The sequence below is a fragment of the Rhizobium skierniewicense genome (assembly GCF_014196515.1).
In the GTDB taxonomy this organism is placed as follows: domain Bacteria; phylum Pseudomonadota; class Alphaproteobacteria; order Rhizobiales; family Rhizobiaceae; genus Agrobacterium; species Agrobacterium skierniewicense.
Genome location: NZ_JACIDV010000004.1, coordinates 202,204 through 224,219 on the forward strand (window position 1 = coordinate 202,204; position 22,016 = coordinate 224,219).

At 57.4% G+C, this 22,016-nt stretch carries 16 protein-coding genes; 9 read left to right on the forward strand and 7 right to left on the reverse strand.

The features are described from left to right. Nucleotides 1-88 precede the first annotated feature (88 nt). Nucleotides 89-1,348 carry an AGE family epimerase/isomerase gene (locus GGQ73_RS07970; RefSeq protein ID WP_183895383.1) on the reverse strand — a complete coding sequence of 420 codons (1,260 nt, stop codon included), beginning with the start codon at nt 1,346-1,348 and terminating at the stop codon, nt 89-91. Nucleotides 1,349-1,517: 169 nt separating this feature from the next. Here GGQ73_RS07970 and metH point away from each other — a divergent pair, with 169 nt between their 5' ends. Both metH and GGQ73_RS07980 read left to right on the forward strand, forming a co-directional pair. After that, complete coding sequence (gene metH / locus GGQ73_RS07975) at nt 1,518-5,294, forward strand: methionine synthase (RefSeq protein ID WP_183895386.1); 3,777 nt, start codon at nt 1,518-1,520, stop codon at nt 5,292-5,294. 51 nt (nt 5,295-5,345) lie between these two features. Next, nucleotides 5,346-5,795, forward strand: a complete 450-nt coding sequence (locus GGQ73_RS07980) for a hypothetical protein (RefSeq protein WP_174153570.1) — start codon at nt 5,346-5,348, stop codon at nt 5,793-5,795. Nucleotides 5,796-5,868: 73 nt separating this feature from the next. Here GGQ73_RS07980 and GGQ73_RS07985 read toward each other — a convergent pair whose 3' ends face one another. From GGQ73_RS07985 to GGQ73_RS08010, 6 genes are all read right to left on the reverse strand, one after another. Then, nucleotides 5,869-6,912 (reverse strand): zinc-dependent alcohol dehydrogenase family protein, encoded by a 1,044-nt coding sequence (locus tag GGQ73_RS07985; RefSeq protein WP_183895388.1) that lies wholly within the window; start codon nt 6,910-6,912, stop codon nt 5,869-5,871. A 56-nt stretch (nt 6,913-6,968) separates the two neighbouring features. After that, the gene (locus GGQ73_RS07990) at nt 6,969-8,027 is read right to left on the reverse strand and encodes an ABC transporter ATP-binding protein (RefSeq protein WP_183895390.1); all 1,059 of its coding nucleotides are present in this window, start codon (nt 8,025-8,027) and stop codon (nt 6,969-6,971) included. Nucleotides 8,028-8,038: 11 nt separating this feature from the next. Further along, on the reverse strand, nt 8,039-8,821 hold the full coding sequence (locus tag GGQ73_RS07995) for an ABC transporter permease (protein ID WP_183895392.1): 783 nt from the start codon (nt 8,819-8,821) through the stop codon (nt 8,039-8,041). Further along, nucleotides 8,818-9,708: an ABC transporter permease gene (locus tag GGQ73_RS08000; RefSeq protein WP_183895394.1), complete on the reverse strand. Its 891-nt coding sequence runs from the start codon at nt 9,706-9,708 to the stop codon at nt 8,818-8,820. Before GGQ73_RS08000 ends, GGQ73_RS07995 begins: the two co-directional genes overlap by 4 nt. A gap of 96 nt (nt 9,709-9,804) precedes the next feature. Then, on the reverse strand, nt 9,805-10,911 hold the full coding sequence (locus GGQ73_RS08005) for an ABC transporter substrate-binding protein (RefSeq protein WP_183895396.1): 1,107 nt from the start codon (nt 10,909-10,911) through the stop codon (nt 9,805-9,807). A 208-nt stretch (nt 10,912-11,119) separates the two neighbouring features. Beyond that, complete coding sequence (locus GGQ73_RS08010) at nt 11,120-12,004, reverse strand: MurR/RpiR family transcriptional regulator (RefSeq protein ID WP_174153564.1); 885 nt, start codon at nt 12,002-12,004, stop codon at nt 11,120-11,122. A gap of 176 nt (nt 12,005-12,180) precedes the next feature. On the opposite strand from GGQ73_RS08010, the gene GGQ73_RS08015 reads away from it, so the two are divergent. The 7 genes from GGQ73_RS08015 to GGQ73_RS08050 all read left to right on the forward strand — a co-directional run bounded on the left by GGQ73_RS08015 (nt 12,181) and on the right by GGQ73_RS08050 (nt 22,015). Beyond that, complete coding sequence (locus GGQ73_RS08015; protein ID WP_183895398.1) at nt 12,181-12,942, forward strand: N-formylglutamate amidohydrolase; 762 nt, start codon at nt 12,181-12,183, stop codon at nt 12,940-12,942. A 158-nt stretch (nt 12,943-13,100) separates the two neighbouring features. Beyond that, nucleotides 13,101-14,615: an amino acid permease gene (locus GGQ73_RS08020; protein WP_183895400.1), complete on the forward strand. Its 1,515-nt coding sequence runs from the start codon at nt 13,101-13,103 to the stop codon at nt 14,613-14,615. A 56-nt stretch (nt 14,616-14,671) separates the two neighbouring features. Further along, entirely contained in the window at nt 14,672-16,039 is a 1,368-nt protein-coding gene (locus tag GGQ73_RS08025) for a glutamine synthetase family protein (protein ID WP_183895402.1), read from the forward strand. Nucleotides 16,040-16,057: 18 nt separating this feature from the next. Then, a complete protein-coding gene (locus GGQ73_RS08030) occupies nt 16,058-17,446 on the forward strand; it encodes an aldehyde dehydrogenase family protein (RefSeq protein WP_183895404.1) in 1,389 nt (462 codons plus the stop codon). Continuing rightward, nucleotides 17,443-18,588, forward strand: coding sequence for an iron-containing alcohol dehydrogenase (locus GGQ73_RS08035; RefSeq protein WP_183895406.1), 1,146 nt, complete (start codon nt 17,443-17,445; stop codon nt 18,586-18,588). Before GGQ73_RS08030 ends, GGQ73_RS08035 begins: the two co-directional genes overlap by 4 nt. A 253-nt stretch (nt 18,589-18,841) precedes the next feature. Then, nucleotides 18,842-20,776 (forward strand): DUF1800 domain-containing protein, encoded by a 1,935-nt coding sequence (locus GGQ73_RS08045; RefSeq protein ID WP_268842302.1) that lies wholly within the window; start codon nt 18,842-18,844, stop codon nt 20,774-20,776. Between the two features lie 18 nt (nt 20,777-20,794). Beyond that, a complete protein-coding gene (locus GGQ73_RS08050; RefSeq protein ID WP_183895413.1) occupies nt 20,795-22,015 on the forward strand; it encodes a DUF1501 domain-containing protein in 1,221 nt (406 codons plus the stop codon). Nucleotide 22,016: the final 1 nt, after the last annotated feature.

A 22,016-nucleotide genomic window follows, 5' to 3' on the forward strand; every position in this document is an offset into this window, starting at 1 on the left:
TTCAGCCCAAAGATTTTGGGCTGATTGTATCGCGCAAGATATGCGGATTGCCGGAAGAACCGAGCTTTCGTCACTTGCCCCGCGCTCGTTAAAAACGTCCGCCCTTATCCGAAATCACTTTCGTCAAGCTTCCATCCGCTGGAAACAGCGGAATGAGGCAGGCTTGCAGCGCGTGATAAATGTCACCCTTGCCTGGGAAGATGGTGTTGGCGGGGATCAGGTTTTCCGTCAGTTCCTCGTGCCAGCCACCGTTCTGGTGGTCGAGGAAGCTGTTGGCGATGGTGCTCCAGACGCGGCGATAGCTGTCTTCGTAGAACTCGTCGGCGGGCAGGTGTTCGTTGAGGAAGTGGGCTGCACCGGCGGCCTCGCACATCGGCCACCACAGCTTTTCGCGCTTGGCGGGCGTGTTGTCCCAATCCAGCGTGTAGAAGAAGCCGCCTTTTTCCCGATCCCATCCCAGCGACATGGATTGTACGAAGAGTGATTTCGCCGCCATCGGCATCCACTCATGCTTGCGCCCGCCCAACACCCAGAGTTGGAGCATCAAGCGTGCCCATTCCAGCCAATGGCCGGGCGTGGAGCCGGAGGGGCGGAACATCTCGTTGCCACGATAATCCTTGTCCAGCACCCAGTTCTCGTCGAAATGTTCGGGAACGCGAAAATCCAGCGCGCCGGCCGCACGACGAATGACGAGGTCGGCAATACGCTCGGCTTTGGTCAGATAGGCGGTGTCGCCTGTGGCCTCGAAGGCCGCCATCAGCGCCTCGGTCAGGTGCATGTTGGAGTTTTGACCGCGATAGTTTTCGATGGGAGACCAATCGCGATTGAATTCTTCGTTGATCGCGCCGTGCTTTTCTTCCCAGAATTTGGTTTCGAGAACGTTGGTAATGTCTGCCAGCATCTGGTCGGCCAGCGGGTGTCCAACGGTCTTGGCGGAAGACGCTGCAAGCAGCACGAAGGCATGTCCGTAACCCTGCTTGCGGGCGTCGACGGGACCGTTCTCATCCACCTGCCAGAAGTAGCCACCATGCTCTGCATCGCGATGGTTGTTCCACAGATAGGTCATGCCGTGATCGATGACATCGCCGCAGCCGGGGCGACCCAGAAGGTGGCCGATGGAGAAGCAGTGCACCATGCGCGCCGACATGTGGATGCCGCGAACCGGGTTTTCTGGTTGCAAGGCCGAGCCCTGGCGGTCAAGATCGAAGAAGCCGCCCTTGGGATTGATGGCGCGATACTGAAAGAAGTCGAACAAATCTTCCGCCTGCTTTGCCAGCCATTGCCGGTGCCAGGGCAGGTTGCTCCAGTTCGTTTTCCCGTGGTTCGCCTCGGTCATCTCGTCCTCCATATGTTACGCTTGTGCGATTCTCTATATCTTTGGGACGTAACGGTGTCATCCATAACGAAAATTTCGTACCTTTGCAGTAGATGCTGAAACTCAACGATATATTGACATAAAGATATCTTTATGTGACTTACGATCTTGCAAATCACCTGCGCTAATGAGGAGTGTGCCGATGTTGGACGATCTTTTTGGACCCACAGGGGGCAACAAGCGTGACGGCGCAGAAATTCTGAGAGCTATCCGTCAGGCGGCACAGGAACGAATTCTCATTCTCGATGGCGCAATGGGTACGCAGATCCAGGGGCTGGGTTTCGATGAAACCCATTTCCGCGGTGATCGCTTCCTTGGCTGCGCGTGTCATCAGCAGGGCAATAACGACCTCCTGATTCTCTCCCAACCGGACGCGATCGAGGACATCCATTATCGCTATGCCATGGCTGGCGCGGATATTCTCGAGACCAATACGTTTTCTTCCACGCGCATCGCGCAGGCGGATTACGAGATGGAAGGCGCCGTTTATGACATGAACCGCGAAGGCGCGTTCATCGTGCGCCGTGCTGCACAGCGGGCGGAGCGGGAGGATGGCCGCCGCCGTTTCGTGGCCGGTGCCATCGGGCCGACCAACCGCACGGCCTCCATGTCTCCCGATGTCAACAATCCCGGTTACCGCGCCGTCAGTTTCGATGATCTGCGCAGTGCCTATGGCGAGCAGATCGACGGCCTGATCGATGGCGGTGCCGACCTCATTCTCATCGAGACCATTTTCGATACGCTGAATGCCAAGGCCGCCATATTCGCCTGCGAAGAACGCTTCGCCGCCAAGGGCATTCATCTGCCGGTGATGATCTCGGGTACGATTACCGACTTGTCCGGCCGCACGCTGTCGGGCCAGACGCCGTCTGCCTTCTGGAATTCCGTGCGTCATTCCAACCCGTTCACCATCGGCCTGAACTGCGCTCTGGGTGCCAGCGCCATGCGTCCGCATTTGCAGGAACTGTCCGAGGTTGCCGATACCTTTATCTGCGCCTACCCGAATGCTGGTCTGCCGAACGAATTCGGTCAATACGACGAAACGCCAGAGATGATGGCTGCGCAGGTGGCGGAATTTGCGCGTGAAGGATTGGTCAATGTGGTGGGCGGCTGCTGTGGCTCCACGCCGGATCATATCCGCGCGATTGCTGAAGCCGTAAAGGGTTTTGACCCGCGCAAGGTGCCGGATCACAGGTCCTTCATGTCTTTGTCCGGTCTCGAGCCGTTCGTGTTGACGAAGGACATTCCCTTCGTCAACGTGGGCGAGCGTACAAACGTCACCGGCTCCGCCAAGTTCCGCAAGCTCATCACCGCTGGCGACTATACGGCAGCGCTCGCCGTTGCTCGCGATCAGGTGGAAAACGGCGCGCAGATCATCGACATCAACATGGATGAAGGCCTGATCGACAGCCAGAAGGCCATGGTCGAGTTTCTGAACCTCATCGCCGCCGAGCCTGATATCGCCCGCGTGCCTGTCATGATCGACAGCTCCAAGTGGGAGATCATTGAGGCGGGCCTGAAATGCGTTCAGGGCAAGTCCATCGTCAACTCCATCTCGCTGAAGGAAGGCGAGGAAAAGTTTCTGGAGCAGGCGCGTCTTGTGCACCATTACGGCGCTGCCGTCGTCGTCATGGCGTTCGACGAGGTTGGCCAAGCCGATACCTACGAGCGCAAGGTGGAAATCTGCACTCGGGCCTACAAGATTTTGACTGAACAGGCCGGCATTCTGCCTGAGGACATCATCTTCGACCCCAACGTCTTTGCTGTCGCAACGGGTATCGAGGAGCATAATAATTACGGCGTCGATTTCATCAACGCCACGCGCACCATTCGCGAAACCATGCCGCTGGTCCATATTTCCGGCGGTGTTTCCAACCTGTCCTTCTCCTTCCGTGGCAATGAGCCGGTGAGAGAGGCCATGCACGCCGTGTTCCTCTACCATGCCATTCAGGCAGGCATGGACATGGGTATCGTCAATGCGGGGCAGCTCGCCGTTTATGAAAGCATTGACCCGGAACTGCGGCAAGCCTGCGAAGACGTGGTGCTGAACCGGCGTCCCGATGGCACCGAGCGGTTGCTGGAAGTGGCGGAAAAATTCCGGGGCGGTCCGGGTCGCGAAGCCAAGGTGCAGGATCTGACTTGGCGTGAATGGTCGGTTGAAAAGCGTCTGTCGCACGCGCTGGTCAACGGCGTCACCGAGTATATCGACGCCGATACGGAAGAAGCGCGTCAGCAGGCTGAGCGTCCGTTGCATGTCATCGAAGGACCGCTGATGGCGGGTATGAATGTGGTGGGCGATCTGTTTGGCTCAGGCAAGATGTTCCTGCCGCAGGTGGTCAAATCCGCGCGTGTCATGAAGCAGGCAGTCGCCGTGCTTCTGCCCTACATGGAAGAGGAAAAGCGGCTCAATGGCGGCGATCAGCGCAAGGCCGCAGGCAAGGTGCTGATGGCGACCGTGAAGGGCGATGTGCATGATATCGGCAAGAACATTGTCGGCGTCGTACTGGCCTGCAACAATTACGAGATCATCGACCTCGGCGTGATGGTGCCAGCCACCAAGATTTTGGAAACGGCGATTGCTGAAGACGTGGATGTCATCGGCCTCTCCGGCCTTATCACCCCGTCGCTGGACGAAATGGTGCATGTCGCGGCTGAGATGGAGCGTCAGGGCTTCAACATTCCACTGCTCATCGGCGGTGCCACGACCAGCCGCGTGCATACCGCGGTCAAGATCCATCCGCGCTACGAAAAGGGACAGGTCATCTACGTTACCGATGCGTCTCGCGCGGTCGGTGTCGTGTCTGCTTTGCTGTCGGACGATCAGAAGCCAGCCTATATCGATGGTATCAGGGCTGAATACGCCAAGGTGTCGGAAGCGCATGCCCGCAATGAGCGGGAAAAGCTGCGTCTGCCATTGGCTCGCGCACGGGCAAATTCTCAGAAAGTGGACTGGACGGCCTATCAGCCGGTCAAGCCAAAGTTTTTGGGCACCCAGACGTTTGAAGACTATGATCTGGAAGAGCTTGCCAAATATATCGACTGGACGCCGTTCTTCCAGACATGGGAGATGAAGGGTCGCTACCCCGCCATTCTGCAAGACGATAAGCAGGGCGAGGCGGCGCGTCAGCTGTTTGCCGATGCTCAGGCTATGCTCAAGAAGATCATTGACGAAAAGTGGTTCCGCCCACGCGCCGTTATCGGCTTCTGGCCCGCCAATGCGGTCGGTGACGATATCCGCCTGTTCACCGATGAGACCCGCGCTAAGGAACTGGCCACCTTCTTCACCCTTCGCCAGCAACTGTCCAAGCGTGATGGTCGTCCGAATGTAGCGCTGTCGGACTTCGTCATGCCGCAGGAGACTGGCACCACCGATTATGTCGGCGGATTCGTGGTCACGGCTGGTATCGAAGAAGTGGCGATTGCCGAGCGCTTCGAACGCGCCAATGACGACTACTCCTCCATCCTCGTCAAGGCGCTTGCCGACCGTTTTGCAGAAGCGTTTGCCGAACGGATGCATGAGCGAGTCCGCAAGGAATATTGGGGTTATGCGACACACGAAAGCTTCGGTCCAGACGATCTGATCGGTGAAGCCTATGACGGCATTCGCCCGGCACCCGGCTATCCGGCCCAGCCAGACCACACCGAAAAGGAAACCCTGTTCCGCCTCCTGGATGCGACGGAAGAGACGGGCGTGGTGCTGACCGAGAGCTACGCCATGTGGCCCGGCTCCTCCGTCTCCGGTATCTATATCGGCCACCCCGAAAGCTATTATTTCGGCGTCGCGAAGGTAGAGCGTGATCAGGTCGAGGACTATGCGAAGCGCAAGGGCATGGCTATCAACGAGGTTGAGCGGTGGCTGGGGCCGGTGCTGAATTATGTGCCGGTCGAAGCAGAAAAAGAGGTTGAAACGGCCGCCTGACAATCCGATTCAGGTCGTTGTCTGGTTGATTCCAAAATGAGACGCTGTGTCTTGATTTTTAACAAGAAAAGCGCGGATCCTTCCGCGCTTTTTGCCATCTCGGACATCTCGCATCCGCGTGTTTTGGCCAGAAGACAGAATTGTCGACAAAGCTTTTACGTTATATTAGATTATTTGAATGTATTTGTAGGTTGTCATTTTGAGCGACGTCCTTTGATGGAGATCATCGTGCAGCAACTGTCTTCTCTCGTGTTGGTCTTTGCCACACTCACGATCTTGAGTGCCCATTTCGTAACCGGCGCGGAAAGCAGCAATCGATGGGGTGTCGGTGTCGGCGCGCTGTTCCTCGGCCCGCTCGTTTTTTTCTTCGTCGCCCACACGGTTCTCTATCTCGGGGCACGGCTTTTCCGTGGCAGGGGCGGCGTTGCTTCTTACGCAACCACCAAGATAAATCGGGTTTCCGCGCTGATGACGATTTTGGCGACCATGGCCGTGGCTTGAGGTCGTCGAGAGCGGAGGGATATCCGGCAGGACAGAGGGCGGGTCGCCAGACCCACCGATGCCCGATCCCCATTTATTCAAACCGGTCGATAATGCTAATTCCATTTTCCTTGAAGCTATCCATGGCGGGCAGTGCCATCACTGCATCCGACAAAGTAATATGCCGTCCGATCAGCTTCTCTGGCGAAAGCTTGCCGGTATTGATCATCGCCAACATGTCGTCATACCGCCAGGCCTGCATGCCATGGCTGCCATATATTTCCAGTTCGTGCGCAATCACCCGCGCCATGGGGATTTGCGGCATGGAATGATCAGCCAGCATCAAACCAACCTGCACATGGCGTCCGCGACGGCGCAGGTTGGTGATGGAATTGCAGCATGTTTGTGGATGGCCCAGCGCGTCGACGGAGACATGTGCGCCGCCGCCGGTGATATCACGCACGGCTTCGCTGACATCGGCGACGTCGCGGCTGTTGATCGTGGCGGTTGCGCCCAGCTCTTTCGCCAGTGCCAGCTTGTCCTCGGCAATATCGATGGCGACGACCTGAGCACCGAGCCCGGCGCCGATCATGATGGCGGAGAGACCCACGCCGCCGCAGCCATGCACCGCCAGCCACTCACCGCCCTTTAGGCGGCCCTGATCAACCACGGCGCGGAACGAAGTGGCGAAGCGGCAACCGAGGCTGGCCGCCGTATCGAAGCCCATCTCATCGGGCATGTGGACGAGGTTCTGGTCGGCGTAGTCAATGGCGACATATTCGGCGTAGGAACCCCAATGGGTAAAGCCTGGCTGAAACTGCGTTTCGCAGACTTGGCTGTTGCCGGAACGGCACTCCTGGCAATGGCCACAGCCGGACACGAAGGGCACGGTGACGCGGTCACCTACCTTGAAGCGCATCACATTTTTGCCGACCGCAGAAATGACGCCCGCAAATTCGTGGCCGGGTACATGCGGAAGGCGGATGTCTGTGTCATGGCCCATCCAGCCGTGCCAGTCGCTGCGGCAAAGGCCGGTTGCTTTGACCGATATCACCACGCCGCCGGGCATCGGGCCCGGGTCCGGCAGGTTGGCGATCATGGGTGCCTCGCCGAAGGCTTCGTAGAACAATGCGCGCATGAATTTTCTCCTGAGATGGCTTGCTGTAGCCCGATCTCTCAGTCAGAAACAGTGCGTCAGTCTGCTACAATCATCAAATCTTCTGATGCGAATTTCAGCGTGATGCGCTCGCCCACCGCTGGCGGGGTCTTTCCGGGGTCATTGAACATATCGAAGGAGAGCGTTGCGCCGCCCACATCCATGCGGGTGCGGATGACCGAGCCCAGAAAGTGGCTGGAGGTCACAACGCCCGATATGGCAACATCGCCGGAGCTTGCTTCACCCAGTGAACCCGCCTCGGGGCGCAGCGCCACCGTCACCTGTTCGCCATTGGCCTTGTTCAATGGCTTCTTCAGCGAAACCTGCTGGTCGCCCATGCGGATCGTGCTGGTGGACGTATCTACCACGGTGGTATCGATAAGGTTCAGTGTGCCCACAAATGACGCGACGAACCGGGTCGCTGGCTTGTTGTAGATCTCGAACGGCGAACCGATCTGGTCTGCGCGTCCGGCATTCATGACCACGATGCGGTCGGAAATGGTCAGCGCTTCCTCCTGATCGTGTGTCACGAAAATGGTGGTGATGCCAAGCTTGCGCTGGATCTGGCGGATTTCCTCACGCAGCGAGACGCGGATTTTGGCATCGAGCGCAGACAAGGGCTCGTCCAATAGCAGAACCTGCGGCTTGGGCGCCAGAGCGCGCGCCAGCGCCACGCGCTGCTGTTGCCCACCGGACATCTGGTAGGGATAGCGATCCGCCAGATGGTCAAGATGGATCAGCGCAAGCATTTCCTTTACCCGCGCATCGATTTCAGCCTTCGGCTTTCCCGCGATCTTGAGACCGAAGGCAACGTTTTCATAGACGTTCATGTTGGGAAACAGCGCATAAGCCTGAAACACCATCCCGATATTGCGCTGATTGGGTTTGAGTGTCGTCTGGTCCTTGCCGTTGATGACGATTGCGCCATCGCTTGGCGTCTCGAACCCGGCGATCATGCGCAAAATGGTGGTCTTGCCGCAGCCCGATGGTCCGAGGAAGGAAACGAATTCTCCCTGTTCAATCGTCATGTTGAAATCATGGACGACCTGAACCGAACCAAAGGATTTTCTGATGTTATGGAGTGTCAAAAAGCTCATAAAATAAGTCCTCAGGCCTTGGGAGGCGCGCCTTTTTGATAGCGCGAGACGAGTTGAATAAGGCCCAGGCAGCCCCAGGTGATGCCGAAGGAAATGACGGCGAGGGCAGCAGGCTCATAGGCGCGGTTGGCACCCAGCAATTGCATGTATGGACCAAAGGCCGGGCGGTTCAAAAGCGCCGCCATCGTGAATTCGCCGATGACGATGGCGAAGGTCAGGAACGCACCCGACAGCACAGCCACCAGAACATTTGGCAGGATGATGCGGGCGAGAATCGTCGCCCATCCGGCGCCGAGGCTCTGTGCGGCTTCGGTCAGCGTTTTGATGTCGATGGTGCGAAGCCCGGTATCGACAGCGCGGTACATATAGGGCAGGGCCAGCGTCGTATAACCGAACATCAACAACAGGTTGGTGCCTGATGTCGTCCCCGTCAGCGGCAGCCAACTTGAGGTGTTGTAGAGCCTGATGTACCCGAACACGATGACGATCGCCGGAATGACCAGCGGCAGCAGGGTGATAAATTCGATGACGGGGCGAAGTGCGGGAAGTTTCAGGCGCACCCAGTATGCCGTCGGTACCACGAGCAGGACGCCAAAAATGATCGTGCACAGCGCCATCATGATCGAGAAGGTGAACGTCTCCTGAAATCTTGGATCGCTCAGCACCCTGCCATAGGCATCTAAGGAATACTCGCCACGCCGCATTTTCAGCGAGAAGTTGGTCATGCCGATCAGCGGCAGGGCAAAATAGAGCAGGCCGAACAGCAATGCGCCCCAGGCGAAAATCCGCTTCATTTCAGCCACCTCTCGCTGCGCGTGCGCATCCAGATATAGAGCGTATTGGCGATGCAGGTCACGAGGATCATTCCGAAGGCGAGCGCATAACCGAGGTGGGGATTGCCCAGCACGTCACCGCGGATTTGCGCAAACAGCAGGATCGGCACGATGTTGAGCGAGGAGCCCGTGAGTGCAATGGCTGTTGCGACGGCACCGAAGGCATTGGCAAACAGCAGCGAAAACGTGCCGAGAATGGAGGGCAGCAGAATGGGAAACGCCACCAGGCGCCAGTACTGGAAGCCGCTCGCGCCGAGAATTTCCGCCGCCTCGCGCCATTCGCGCTTCAGACCATCCAGCGCCGGTGTGATGATGAGGATCATCAGCGGTATCTGGAAAAACAGATAGGTAATCGTCAGGCCCCAGAAGGACAGGATGTTGAAGCCCAGCAGTCGCAGATCGAGGCCCAGCTGGGTTTTCAAAAATACGGTGACGAGACCGACGGGTCCGAGTGTGGCGATGAAGGCAAATGCCAGTGGCACGCCTGCAAATTGCGAGGCGACGCCGGAAAACGTCAAAAGTGGAGAGCGGACTTGTTGCGGCAAGCCGCCCAGAACAACGGCTGTTGCAACGCCAAAGCCAATCAGACAGCCCAGGGCCGCGGATGCGACGCTGATCTTGATGGAAATCCAGTAGGCGGAAAGAATGGACGCGGTGAAAAGGCCCGCGATGTTTTCAAGGGTGAAGCTGCCCTCGGGCGTCTGAAAAGCGCCAAGGACGATCTTCATCGTCGGCATGATCAAAAAAAGCAGAATGAAAATGGCAAATGGCAGAACACCCAGCCACTCCAGCTTCAGGCGTCGCCCGACTGCTGGTCGCGGTGGCGCGCCATTGATGTTTGATGTCATATCCCGTTCCCGAACGCCGCAATCATCGCGGTCTTTTCATTTTTAGATGGTCCGCCCCGGCATCTGCAAAGACCGGGGCGGCTTTTCTTTTGAGGCTTACTTCACGTTTGCGCCAACGACCTTGTCCCAGCCGCCGGTGACGGCAGCCTTGTTGGCATCCACGTCTTCCAGTGTCGGGAAGATAGCCTTTTCATAGGCTGCTGCTGGTGGCAGGGCGTCCAGCAGGTCCTTCGGGATCTTGTTGGCCTTGGCAAGAGCATTGAAGCGGATCGGGTGGCAATAGCCCTTCAACCAGCCGAGCTGACCTTCGTCGGAGTAGAGGTGTTCCATCCACAACTTCGCGGCGTTTGGATGCGGTGCGTAGGCAGAGATACCCTGCACGTAAACGCCAGCCAGAACGCCCGATGATGGTACAACGACTTCAGTCGGTGGGTTGCCATTCAAAGTCTTGGCCCATGACAGCGCGTTGTAGTCCCATGCAATGACGATCGGTGTCGCGCCTTGTGCCACGGTGCCAGCCTTGCCGATAACCGGCACGAAGTTGCCAGCCTTGTTCAGCTCGCCAAAATACTTCAGTCCGGCTTCGCCAGCGGCCTTGCCGTCCTTTGCACCGCTGGCAAGACCAGCCGCGAGAACGCCGAGAATAGCCTGGTTGGAGGCGCGTGGATCGCCAGCAAGAGCGACCTGGCCGGAATATTCAGGCTTCAGAAGGTCGGCCCAATCCTTTGGCGTGTTGGTAACGAGATCCTTGTTCACGAACATCGACATGACGCCGTAATAGTCGCCATACCAGTAGCCCTCGGCATCCTTCACATTGTCAGGAATTTCGTCCCATGTGGAAACCTTGTACGGCTGGAGAAGACCTTCCTTCTTGGCCTGAGGACCGAATGCAAGACCAACGTCAATCACGTCGGGCGCCTGTGGCCCCTTGTTGTCCTTGTTGGCCTTGATGGCCTCGACTTCATCCGCAGAGCCGGCATCAGGGTTCAGCTCGTTGACCTGAATTTCAGGATATTTGGCCTTGAAAGAAGCGATGACGTCGCCGTAACCGCACCAGTCGTGGGGCAGGGCGATGGTCGTTAGCATGCCTTCCTTCTTGGCGGCTGCGATGAGTTCTTCGCTGGGCGCTGCAGCGGCAATCGCAGTTGATGCGATGACCATTGCTGTGGTGAGCGATAGCAGGCGGCGGCTGTGCGAGATCACGGTTGGTTCTCCTCTGTGTGTCCGATGCGTCTGACGACGCTCTACGTGGGTTGCATGAATGTTATGTGACGGATTTTTCAGGCGGCATCCCGCCCTCATCATGGTCCCTGCCGTTTTCTTGCCATCATTACGCCCATTCGTCGCCATGATATTTGAGAAACGACATAAAAAATTCGTGTTGCGCCATTCTGCTTTAATCGCGCTTTGTTCAGGTCTCCTCTTTACCCGGCTTTCGAAAAAGGCGTGTCTGCTCGAACAGGCCTTCCAGCGAATTCATCCGCTGGCGGGTCTCGTCCCAGCCATTGTTCTGCACCGCCTCGATCAGCGCCTCCACGACAAACAGCGTCACCACCGAGCTGTCCCATGCGGATGGCGCTTCGATGCGCACCCGAAACGTATGTTCGGCAAAGCGCGAGACGGGGGACGTCCACTGGTCGGTGAACAGCAGAATGCGAACATTGTTGTCGTGCGCCACCTGCGCCAGCGTCACCATGTCCTGCTCGTAACGCCTGATGTCGAAGATCACCAGCACGTCACCGGCATTCATGTTCAGCATATATTGCGGCCATGAGCTGGAGTTGGACGACATCAGCGACGTCTTGGGCCGGATGACCTGCATGTGAGTGAAGAAATATTCGGCAACCGCCCCGGTGATGCGCCCGCCGACGAAGTAGATGCTGCGTTTTCTGTCGGCCAGAAGGGTTGCCGCATTGTCGAAGGATGCAGTGTCGAGATCGCTGAGCGTGTCGCGCAGATTACCGGTGATGGCATCGGCGAAGCGGTTGAGAATATGCAGGCCCGGCGCGTTGCTGGCCCAGCGGTCATGCTTGGCGATAGGGTTGGAAATTGTTGCTTCCAGCTCCTGATGCAGCCGCGCCTGAAACTCGGGATAGCCCTTGAAACCCAGCTTCTGCACCATGCGCGCAACGGTGGGCGTCGAGACGCCTGCATTTTCGGCAACGATCGTGATGCTTCCCAGCCCCGAGATCGGGTAGTTCCCGAGAAGACTTTCCGCAAGACGCTTTTCGGCACGCGTCAGGCTCTCGTAATGAGCCTGGATAACGTCCGAAACGGTCGCGGCCGAACTGTGCAAATTTTTCCCCTAGCCGATCTTTTTGTCGGTCTGTTAGGGCTGATTAAGATACGGGGAGGGAGCGGAGTCAATCAAAAAAATGAAGAGAAAATTTCAAAAAACATTTGACACTTTGGCGTACGTGAAGAATTCTTTTCTAGCTGTCGGGGGACAGTGATGCGGTAACGGGGTACACCATGACGGTGCAAGCACAGTTTTTCACAAACGACGAGGCCAAGCCTGTCGTCGTGGAAAATCCGCTCGGCAAAGGCAGGGTGCTGCTGGTCTGCGAACACGCTTCCCATACGCTACCCGCCCGTTTCGGCACGCTGGGTCTTAGCGAAGAGGTGCGAACAAGCCACATCGCGTGGGACCCCGGCGCGCTCGCCGTCTCACGTCTCTTGTCGAGAAGTCTTGATGCCACCGTCATCTACCAGAACTATTCCCGGCTGATCTATGACTGCAATCGCCCGCCGGAGTCGCCTTCGGCAATGCCTGTCACCAGCGAGATTTACGACATTCCGGGCAACGCGAATCTCAGCGAAGCAGAACGTTCTGTTCGCACGGCATCGCTTTACATTCCGTTTCACGATCGCGTCAGGGAGCTTGTTGCTGCGCGGGACAACATGGTTCTGGTGACGATGCACAGTTTTACGCCGGTCTATCACGGCAAGCGCCGCGAGGTGGAAATAGGTCTTCTGCACGATGCCGATACACGGTTGGTCGATGCGATGCTGGACCATGTGGAGAACGGAAAATTCCGGATCGAGCGCAACCAGCCTTACGGGCCGGAAGATGGCGTGACGCATACGCTACGGCTTCACGCGCTGCCAATTGGGCTTTTGAACGTCATGATCGAGGTCAGAAATGACCTGATCCAGAACGAGGAGGGGCAGCGGGCTGCTGCCGATTTTCTGAGTGGACTTTTGACGAAGGCAATCGCCGCTCACAGCCCATAAGTGCCGTTGCATATCCAAAGAAGGCCGGAAAGGTCCTTGGTGCAATGTGGGAACAGCAGATGTGCATGGCGTGGCCGGATTTTACCGCCGCGCCGAGACTGGGGCAAAATCGGCCATTCTGGCTGACAGCCTGTTTTTCTTGATCAGGAGAGAACGGCATGGACAATTCATCATCAGGCGTCAGCTATAAAAAAGCGGACGCATCCTACTTCGAAAAAAGAGGGCTCTCGCGATATGCGGGCGTCTGGTCGCTCTGGGCGCTGGGCGTCGGCGCGGTGATCTCAGGCCATTTTTCCGGCTGGAATTTCGGCTTTGCCACCGGCGGGTGGGGCGGCATGCTGGTTGCAGGCATGATCATCGCCGTCATGTATCTCGGGCTGACATTCTCCATCGCGGAAATGAGCCCGGCCTTGCCGCACACAGGCGCTGCCTACTCCTTCGCGAGAACAGCAATAGGCCCATGGGGCGGCTTCATCACTGGCCTTTGTGAGAACGTCGAATATGTTCTCACGCCCGCCGTCATCGTTACCTTCATCACGGCTTACGTGAACTCCATTCTAGGGCTCGATCCGGTCTATTCACCACTCCTTTGGGTGCTGTTCTATGTGATCTTCTTATGCCTCAACGTCTTCGGACTTGAACTGTCGTTCAAGGTAACGCTGGTGATCACACTGATTTCGCTTGCCGTTCTCGTCTTCTTCTGGGTCAGCGCCATCCCCAACATGGACTTCTCTCGCTGGGCGTTGAACATCGGCGTCGGGCCGGATGGTGCTGCGGTCGAACTGCCCGAAGGCAACGGCTCGTTCTTCCCGTTCGGATTCTCCGGCGTTCTTGCCACGCTGCCGTTTGCCGTCTGGCTGTTCCTCGCCATCGAGCAACTGCCGCTGGCCGCCGAAGAGTCGGTCGATCCCAAGCGCGATATGCCCAAGGGCATCATTCTCGGCATCATCACGCTGATGATTTCGGCCTTCATGATTGTGCTGCTCAATCCCTCGCTTCCCGGTATCGGGGCATTCCATCTCGGATCCTCGCTCGAGCCGTTGCTGGACGGCTTCAAGGCCGTCTATGGTGATGGTGGCGTGGTTCTCCTGGGCTTTGTGGCTCTTACTGGCCTCATCGCCAGCTTCCACACAATCCTCTATGCGCAGGGCCGCCAGATCTATTCGCTGTCGCGGGCGGGTTATTTCCCCACCGTGCTGTCCGTCACGCATCCGAAGTTCAAGACACCGCATGTCGCGATGCTCGCGGGTGCCATCGTGGGCCTCAGCGTCATGATGATCATCTGGTTCGCGCTGGGTGCGACGGAAGGCGGCAGCATCATCGGCAGCGTGCTGCTCAACATGGCTGTGTTCGGCGCGATGTTCTCCTATATCATGCAGGCGATCTCGTTCATCATGCTGCGCCGTAATCTGCCGGACATCGAGCGGCCCTTCCGTTCGCCACTCGGCATTCCCGGCGCTATCCTGACCATCATCATTGCCGTCATAACCTTGCTCTATCAGGTGCAGGACCCGAACTTTACCAAGGGCGTCATCTGGGTAGCGTTGTGGTTTGCGGTTGCGATCGCCTATTTCGCGCTGGTCGGCCGTCACCGCCTCATCCTGTCACCGGAAGAGGAATTCGCGCTGGAGCACAAGCAGGCCGCACTCAACGCGGCGGCTTCGAAGGCTTGAACCAACTCCAAAGGGCGACCGGCAACGGTCGCCCCATTGAATCAAAGGGAAACATCATGACGACCTACACATTCGACGCGCTTAAAAAGGATGTCGCTGAAGGGCGCATAGACACGGTTCTGGCATGCCTCGTGGATATGCAGGGTCGTCTGATGGGCAAACGTTTTCAGGCGGAATTTTTTGTCGAAAGCGCCTATGAGGAAACGCACAGCTGCAATTATCTGCTGGCGACCGATATGGAAATGGAAACTGTTCCCGGCTACAAATCCACCAGTTGGGAAAAAGGTTACGGCGATTATACTTTAAAGCCAGACCTCTCGACGCTCCACCGCGTGCCGTGGCTTGAAGGTACGGCGCTTGTTTTGTGCGATGCCTACGACCATCATACCCATGCCGAAGTTGCACACTCGCCGCGCGCGCTGTTGAAAAAGCAGGTCGCGCGTCTGGAGGCCATGGGCCTCAAGGCCTTCATGGCCACCGAGCTGGAGTTCTTCCTGTTCGACCAAAGTTTCGAGACTGCCCGCGCCAGTGGCTACCGCGATCTCAACCTCGTCAGCCCCTATAATGAGGATTACCACATCTTCCAGACCACCAAGGAAGAAGAGGTGATGCGCGCCATCAGAAACAATCTGCAAGCCGCTGGGATCCCGATCGAAAACACCAAGGGTGAGGCCTCTGCCGGTCAGGTGGAGCTCAATGTCCGCTACGCCGATGCGCTGACCATGGCAGACCGCCACGCGATCATCAAAAACGCCTGCAAGGAAATCGCCTGGTCTAAGGGCAAGGCTGTGACCTTCCTGGCCAAGTGGAATTATGACGCGGCTGGTAGCTCCTCGCATATCCACCAGTCGCTTTGGAGCCTGGATGGCAAGACGCCTGTTTTCCTCGACAAGCAAGGCGAGTACGGCATGTCGGATATGATGCGCCATTACGTGGCGGGGCTGCTGGCTCATGCCAGCGAGACGACCTACTTCCTCGCGCCCTATATCAACTCCTACAAGCGTTACATGGCGGGCACATTCGCGCCGACCAAGGCCGTGTGGAGCATGGACAACCGCACGGCGGGTTACCGGCTGTGCGGTGCCGATAGCAAGGGCATCCGCATTGAGTGCCGAATTGGCGGGTCGGATATCAATCCGCATCTGGCCATGGCGGCCTTGCTTGCGGCAGGTATTGACGGCATTGAAAATAAGCTGGAACTTGAGCCACAGTTTGAAGGCGATGCCTATGGCGGCAAGGACATTCGCGAAGTCCCCAAAACGCTTCGCGATGCGACCGACCACCTCAACGGTTCGAAAATGCTGCGCGGCGCTTTCGGCGATGATGTGATCGATCACTATGTTCGTGCCGCAAAGTGGGAGCAGGAAGAATACGACCGCCGCGTCACCGACTGGGAAGTCGCACGCGGGTTTGAACGGGCATAAACAAAGTAGGAAAAAACTATGGTCATGATCCAGAATATCTCGCCGATCGACGGTTCGGTCTATGCCGAGCGCGAGGCGATGTCGCTGGATGCGGCGCGGACCGCCGTATTGAAAGTGCGCGCTGCGCAAAAATCCTGGGCGCGTCGCCCGCTGGAAGATCGCGTTCAACTGGTGCTGAAAGGCGTGGCCCGGCTGAACGAGATGGTTGGCGACGTCGTGCCGGAACTGGCCCATATGATGGGCCGCCCGGTGCGCTATGGCGGTGAGTTCAAGGGCTTTAACGAGCGCTCCAACTACGTCGCCTCCATTGCAGCCGACGCGCTGGCACCGCTCGTCATTGAGGAAAGTGGCAATTTCGAGCGCCGCATCGAGCGCGAAGCGCATGGCGTCGTCTTCGTCATTGCGCCGTGGAACTACCCCTATATGACGGCGATCAACACGATTGCTCCTGCCCTTATGGCGGGCAACACGGTCGTCATCAAACACGCCGCGCAGACGCTTCTTGTGGGTGAGCGCATGGTGCGGGCCTTTGTTGAAGCGGGCGTGCCGGAGGATGTGTTCATCAACCTCTTCCTCGACCACCAGACCACATCGGCGCTGATTTCTGAAAGCCTGTTCAACTTCGTCAACTTCACCGGCTCCGTTGAAGGTGGTCGTGCCATCGAGCGTGCCGCTGCGGGCACCTTCACCGGCCTTGGGCTGGAGCTTGGCGGTAAGGACCCCGGCTATGTCATGGAAGATGCCGATCTGGATGCGGCGGTCGATACGCTGATGGACGGCGCGACCTTCAATTCCGGGCAGTGCTGCTGCGGCATCGAGCGTATCTATGTCAACGAGATGCTGTTTGATGCTTTCGTTGAAAAGTCCGTTGCCTGGGTGTCCAACTACAAGCTCGGCAATCCGCTGCTTGAGGAAACGACGCTGGGGCCGATGGCCAACAAGCGCTTCGCCAAGGTTGTGCGCCAGCAGGTAGCGGATGCCGTCTCCAAGGGTGCCAAGGCGCTGGTCGATCCCAAGCTGTTTGCAGCCGACGATGGCGAAAGCGCCTATGTCGCGCCGCAGATCCTCGTCAATGTGGATCATTCCATGGAATTCATGACCGAAGAAACCTTCGGCCCTGCCGTCGGTATCATGAAGGTGAAGAACGACGACGAAGCCATTCAACTGATGAATGACAGCAAATATGGCCTCACCGCATCGTTATGGACGCAGGATGCTGAGCGGGCAGGGCGCATCGGTCGTGAGATCGAAACTGGCACCGTCTTTATGAACCGTGCGGATTATCTCGACCCTGCGCTGTGCTGGACCGGCGTGAAGGACACGGGCCGTGGTGGCTCGCTGTCGGTCATCGGTTTCCAGAACCTGACCCGCCCAAAATCCTACCATCTGAAGAAAGTCACGAAATGAACATCGTCGCAAACTGGAGCTACCCGACCCCGATCAAGATGGGACGCGGGCGCATCAAGGAACTGGCCGATGCCTGCAAGACGCTTGGCATCAAAAAGCCGCTGCTCGTCACCGATCGAGGCCTCGCCAGCATGGCGATCACGGCCCACGCGCTGGATATTCTGGAAGAGGCGGGCCTTGGCCGTGCCATCTTTGCCGAGGTGGACCCCAACCCCAATGAGATCAACCTCGAAGCCGGCGTGAAGGCGTTCAAGGATGGCGGCCATGATGGCGTCGTCGCGTTCGGCGGCGGCTCCGGCCTTGATCTGGGCAAGGCGGTCGCCTTCATGGCGGGCCAGACACGCCCTATCTGGGATTTCGAGGATATCGGCGACTGGTGGACCCGCGCAAACAATGATGGCATCGCGCCCATCGTTGCCGTACCGACCACAGCAGGTACCGGTTCGGAAGTGGGACGCGCCAGCGTCATCACCAATTCCAAAACGCATGTGAAGAAGATCATCTTCCACCCGAAATTCCTGCCGGGCGTCGTGATCTGCGATCCGGAACTGACAGTCGGCATGCCAAAGGCCATCACCGTCGGCACCGGCATGGATGCCTTTGCCCATTGCCTGGAAGCCTATTCCTCGCCTTTCTATCACCCGATGAGCGCCGGTATCGCGCTTGAGGGCATGCGTCTCGTCAAGGAATTCCTGCCGCGCGCACATAAGGACGGCACGGATATCGAAGCCCGCTCCAACATGATGGCCGCCGCTGCCATGGGTGCCGTGGCCTTCCAGAAGGGGCTTGGCGCCATTCACGCGCTCTCGCACCCCATCGGGGCGGTTTACAACACCCATCACGGCATGACCAACGCGGTCGTCATGCCAGCCGTCCTGCGCTTCAACCGCCCGGCTATCGAGGAAAAAATAGCCCGTGCGGCGGCCTATCTCGGCATCGAGGGTGGCTTCGATGGTTTTTATGATTACGTACTGAAGCTCCGCCGAGAGCTGGGCGTGCCGGAAAATCTGACCGCCCTTGGCATCACGCCCGATCGTATCGATGAGTTGACGGCAGAGGCCATCAAGGATCCAAGCTGCGGCGGCAATCCGGTGGAAATGACGGCTGAAAACACCAAGGCGCTGTTTGAGGATTGCTTCTAAGCCTTTCAACGGACTTGAAAAACAGCAGAAATGCGCTGCGCGACAACCGTGACCGTTGGCGTGCAGCGCTTTCGTATTTACCTTTGCTTCACTGCATTTGGTTGGTCTGTCCTTCCGAACGATCATGACCACTTGACATATTTGATTGTATTACTTATTATATACAACCATAGAGGCAATATTTTATTCTATTTTTTTAAATTTATTTTATCAGCCGATGCTTTCGGCGCGTTGTTATTATTGGAATTTCCTCATGGTTTCCTTGCAAACGACCGGCTTGAGGCCGTGCGCTGTGCTGTGTTTATTTTTATTGTCGGCGGTGCAGGCTCATGCTCTGTCCCTTGCTGAAACGAGACACTTGCTGGACCGAACGAGTTTCGGCATGTCGGTTCAGGACGCCGCCGATTTTTCCATCCTCAGTCGCGAACAGGCGGTCGACAAGCTGCTGGACGGACTTCCCAACCCTCAACGGGACGCGCCGCCGCCCTTTGTAAGATTAGCGAGGCCAGATTACTGGGCGCCGGGATGGGAAAGTCGCGACACTATTCTCTATCGCGTTTCGGAGATCAAACAGCTTCAGGCCTGGTGGATCGCGGAGATGATTGAGACGGAGCAACCTTTTGCGGAAAAGCTTGCGCTTTTCTGGCACAATCACTTCGTGTCACGTTTCGATCCCGGCCGCATCAGCGCGCCATTCTACGACCAGGTCATGCTGTTTCGTGGTTCGGACGCGATGAATTTTCGCCGCCTGACGAAGGCGATGCTACGCGATCCGATGATGCTGACCAGCCTCGACAATATTCACAACACCCGATCGTCTCCCAACGAGAACCTTGCCCGGGAACTGCTGGAACTGTTCACGCTCGGGATCGGACATTATTCCGAGAGCGACATAAAGCAGGTTGCCAAGGTCCTTGCTGGTCACGGTGTGGATCGTACCCGTGGCTGGCGCTACAGTCTTGATAATAGGAACACCGATCGGGATGCCAAGACTGTGCTTGGTGTCGTAATTCCGGCGGGCTCTGATGACGATATCGATCAACTCGTCGATATCGTCCTCGCGCAGCCGCAGGTCTCACGTTTCATCGCGTCGAAATTCTACACAGAGTTCGTTTCGCTGGATGTCGACGAGCGGGAGGTGGACCGGCTGGCAACTGTGCTGCGGGACAATGATTTCGAGATGAAGCCTTTTCTGCGCGCGCTTCTCTTGAGCGACAGTTTCTGGTCACAACGTAACAGGGCAGGGCTGGTCAAGTCTCCCATTGAGCTTATCGTCGGCTTCATGCGCACCCTCGGGCTTCGGCTTCCAGACCATGGGGTCATACTCGATTATCTGAGCCAGCTTGGGCAAAGCCCCTTCATGGCACCTTCGGTCGCGGGTTGGCGCGGTGGCACGGAGTGGCTGACGATGAAGTCGGTCGAGGAACGAGCCAGAATCGTCAGACGCCTTTGGGATGCTTATGACGATGCGCGCTGGCAACCTGCCTCTCAATCGCGCGATCTTTTCGTTCGTTTTTCGTCGGAACAGCTCGACACGGCAGCCCCTATTGTCATCGACGTCAATGGGCGCAAGGTCGCCGAAACAATCGCGGTTCACGGTACCAATACCTACCTGGAAAAAGCCTCCAGCGAACCAGGTGGCTTGAAGCCCATGTGGGAAACATTTTCGGTGGCCAGAGACTTGCTGCCGGAAAAGATCGAGACAATCACCATACGTCTGAACGCGAAAAATCCCGATACCCGCCTTTTCGTGAATTGGGTCGCCGTGGACGGACGCAGGTTTTCGCCTGCGCAGGCATCCTGGGATCTGAGCGGGCAGACCGACTGCTCGGCGGACGTTCCGAAGGGCATGTTCTATTGCGATGTCGGACTGTCGTTTCCCATCGATCAGAAGGACCCCCAACAGGCTGTCATGGACGATCTCTCGGCACCGCATAATTCGATTATCGAATATGGCACGGGCAGGTTGCAACGCGAAGACACGCCACGCAACGTTCCCACCGCGCGCGATTTCGAAGCCGATGCAAGCGCGCTCCTGACCTTACGTCCAGAGCCCAGAAGTAGCGGCGATCTGCGCATGTTCCTAATGTCGGCATCTGCGATCTACGGCGATGCGGATAATCCCTCGTCCTCTTTCGAGGATCGGGCGCGGATGTTCACGACCGACCCCGCCTATAATCTCAAGTAACCAATCGGAATATTGACGATGACAAGATTTGACCGTGTTTCGCGGCGGGAAACGCTCGCGCTTATTTCCGGGACGATGGCCCTATTCTCAGCTCCAGGCTGGGCGAAAGCTGCCCTGAACGGACCGGATAAAACCGCCCCGAAAAGCAAGCGGCTTGTTCTTCTGGAACTGTTCGGCGGCAACGATGCCCTTAACACGCTGATACCCTATGCCGATCCGCTCTATCAGCATTATCGTCCTACCGTCGGGATTGCGCGCGATGATGTTTTGCGGCTGAACGATGATGTCGGCTTCAATCCCGCCTTTCGTGGTATCGCCAACTTGTTCGAAAGGGGCGAACTTGCCATCATTCAGGATGTCGGTTACCCGCATCCTAACCTCTCTCATTTCGGGTCCGCCGCGATATGGGCTTCAGCCGACGGGCAGGTCCAGCGCACCAGCGAAAGCGGCTGGATCGGGCGTGTTTTGACGGCAAATCGCGCTCTTCTGCCAGTTATGGATGCCGATGGGATCATCCTTTCCGGCGATCAGGATTTGCTTAAGGGTGAAAATCTCCAAGTCCTTTCGATGACGGATAGCAAGGCCTTCCTCCAAGACAGCGCACGCATGGTCAACCCCAAGCTTGATGTGGATGGGCATCGCGCACTTGCGCATCTGCAACATCTGCTTCGGGATAAGGAGGCCATCGCCGAACGCGTTCAGGCACGGTTGAAGGGGCAGAACCGGTTCGACGCGTGGTTCATAAAAGATAATTATCTTGGGCCACTTGATGCGCAGGTTTCGCTTCTCCTGTGGCTGATCGAAAGCGGCGTCGAAACGCCGATGTACAAACTCAGTATTTCCGGTTTCGACATGCATGCAAATCTGCGCGGCCAGCATGAGCAACTGCTTGGCACAGTCCAGTCCACTGTTCTCAATCTGCGTCAAGGCCTCATTGATATCGGTGTCTGGGATGACACCCTCATCGTCGTCCAGTCGGAATTCGGCAGGCGCCCGGAAGAAAATGCCTCTGGCGGTACCGATCACGGCACCAGTGGGCCTGTCTTGCTTGCGGGTGGAGGACTGGCAGGCGGGGTTTACGGCGCAAGGAGCGATCTATCGAGGCTTGATGAGGAAGGCAATCTCGGTTTTGGCGTCGATTTCCGGCAGATCTATTCGGCCATCATCCAAAAATTTTGGGGGATGACAGAAAATCCCATGGTGAAGGCCGGGTTCTCGCCGTTCCAGATAAAATTGTGAT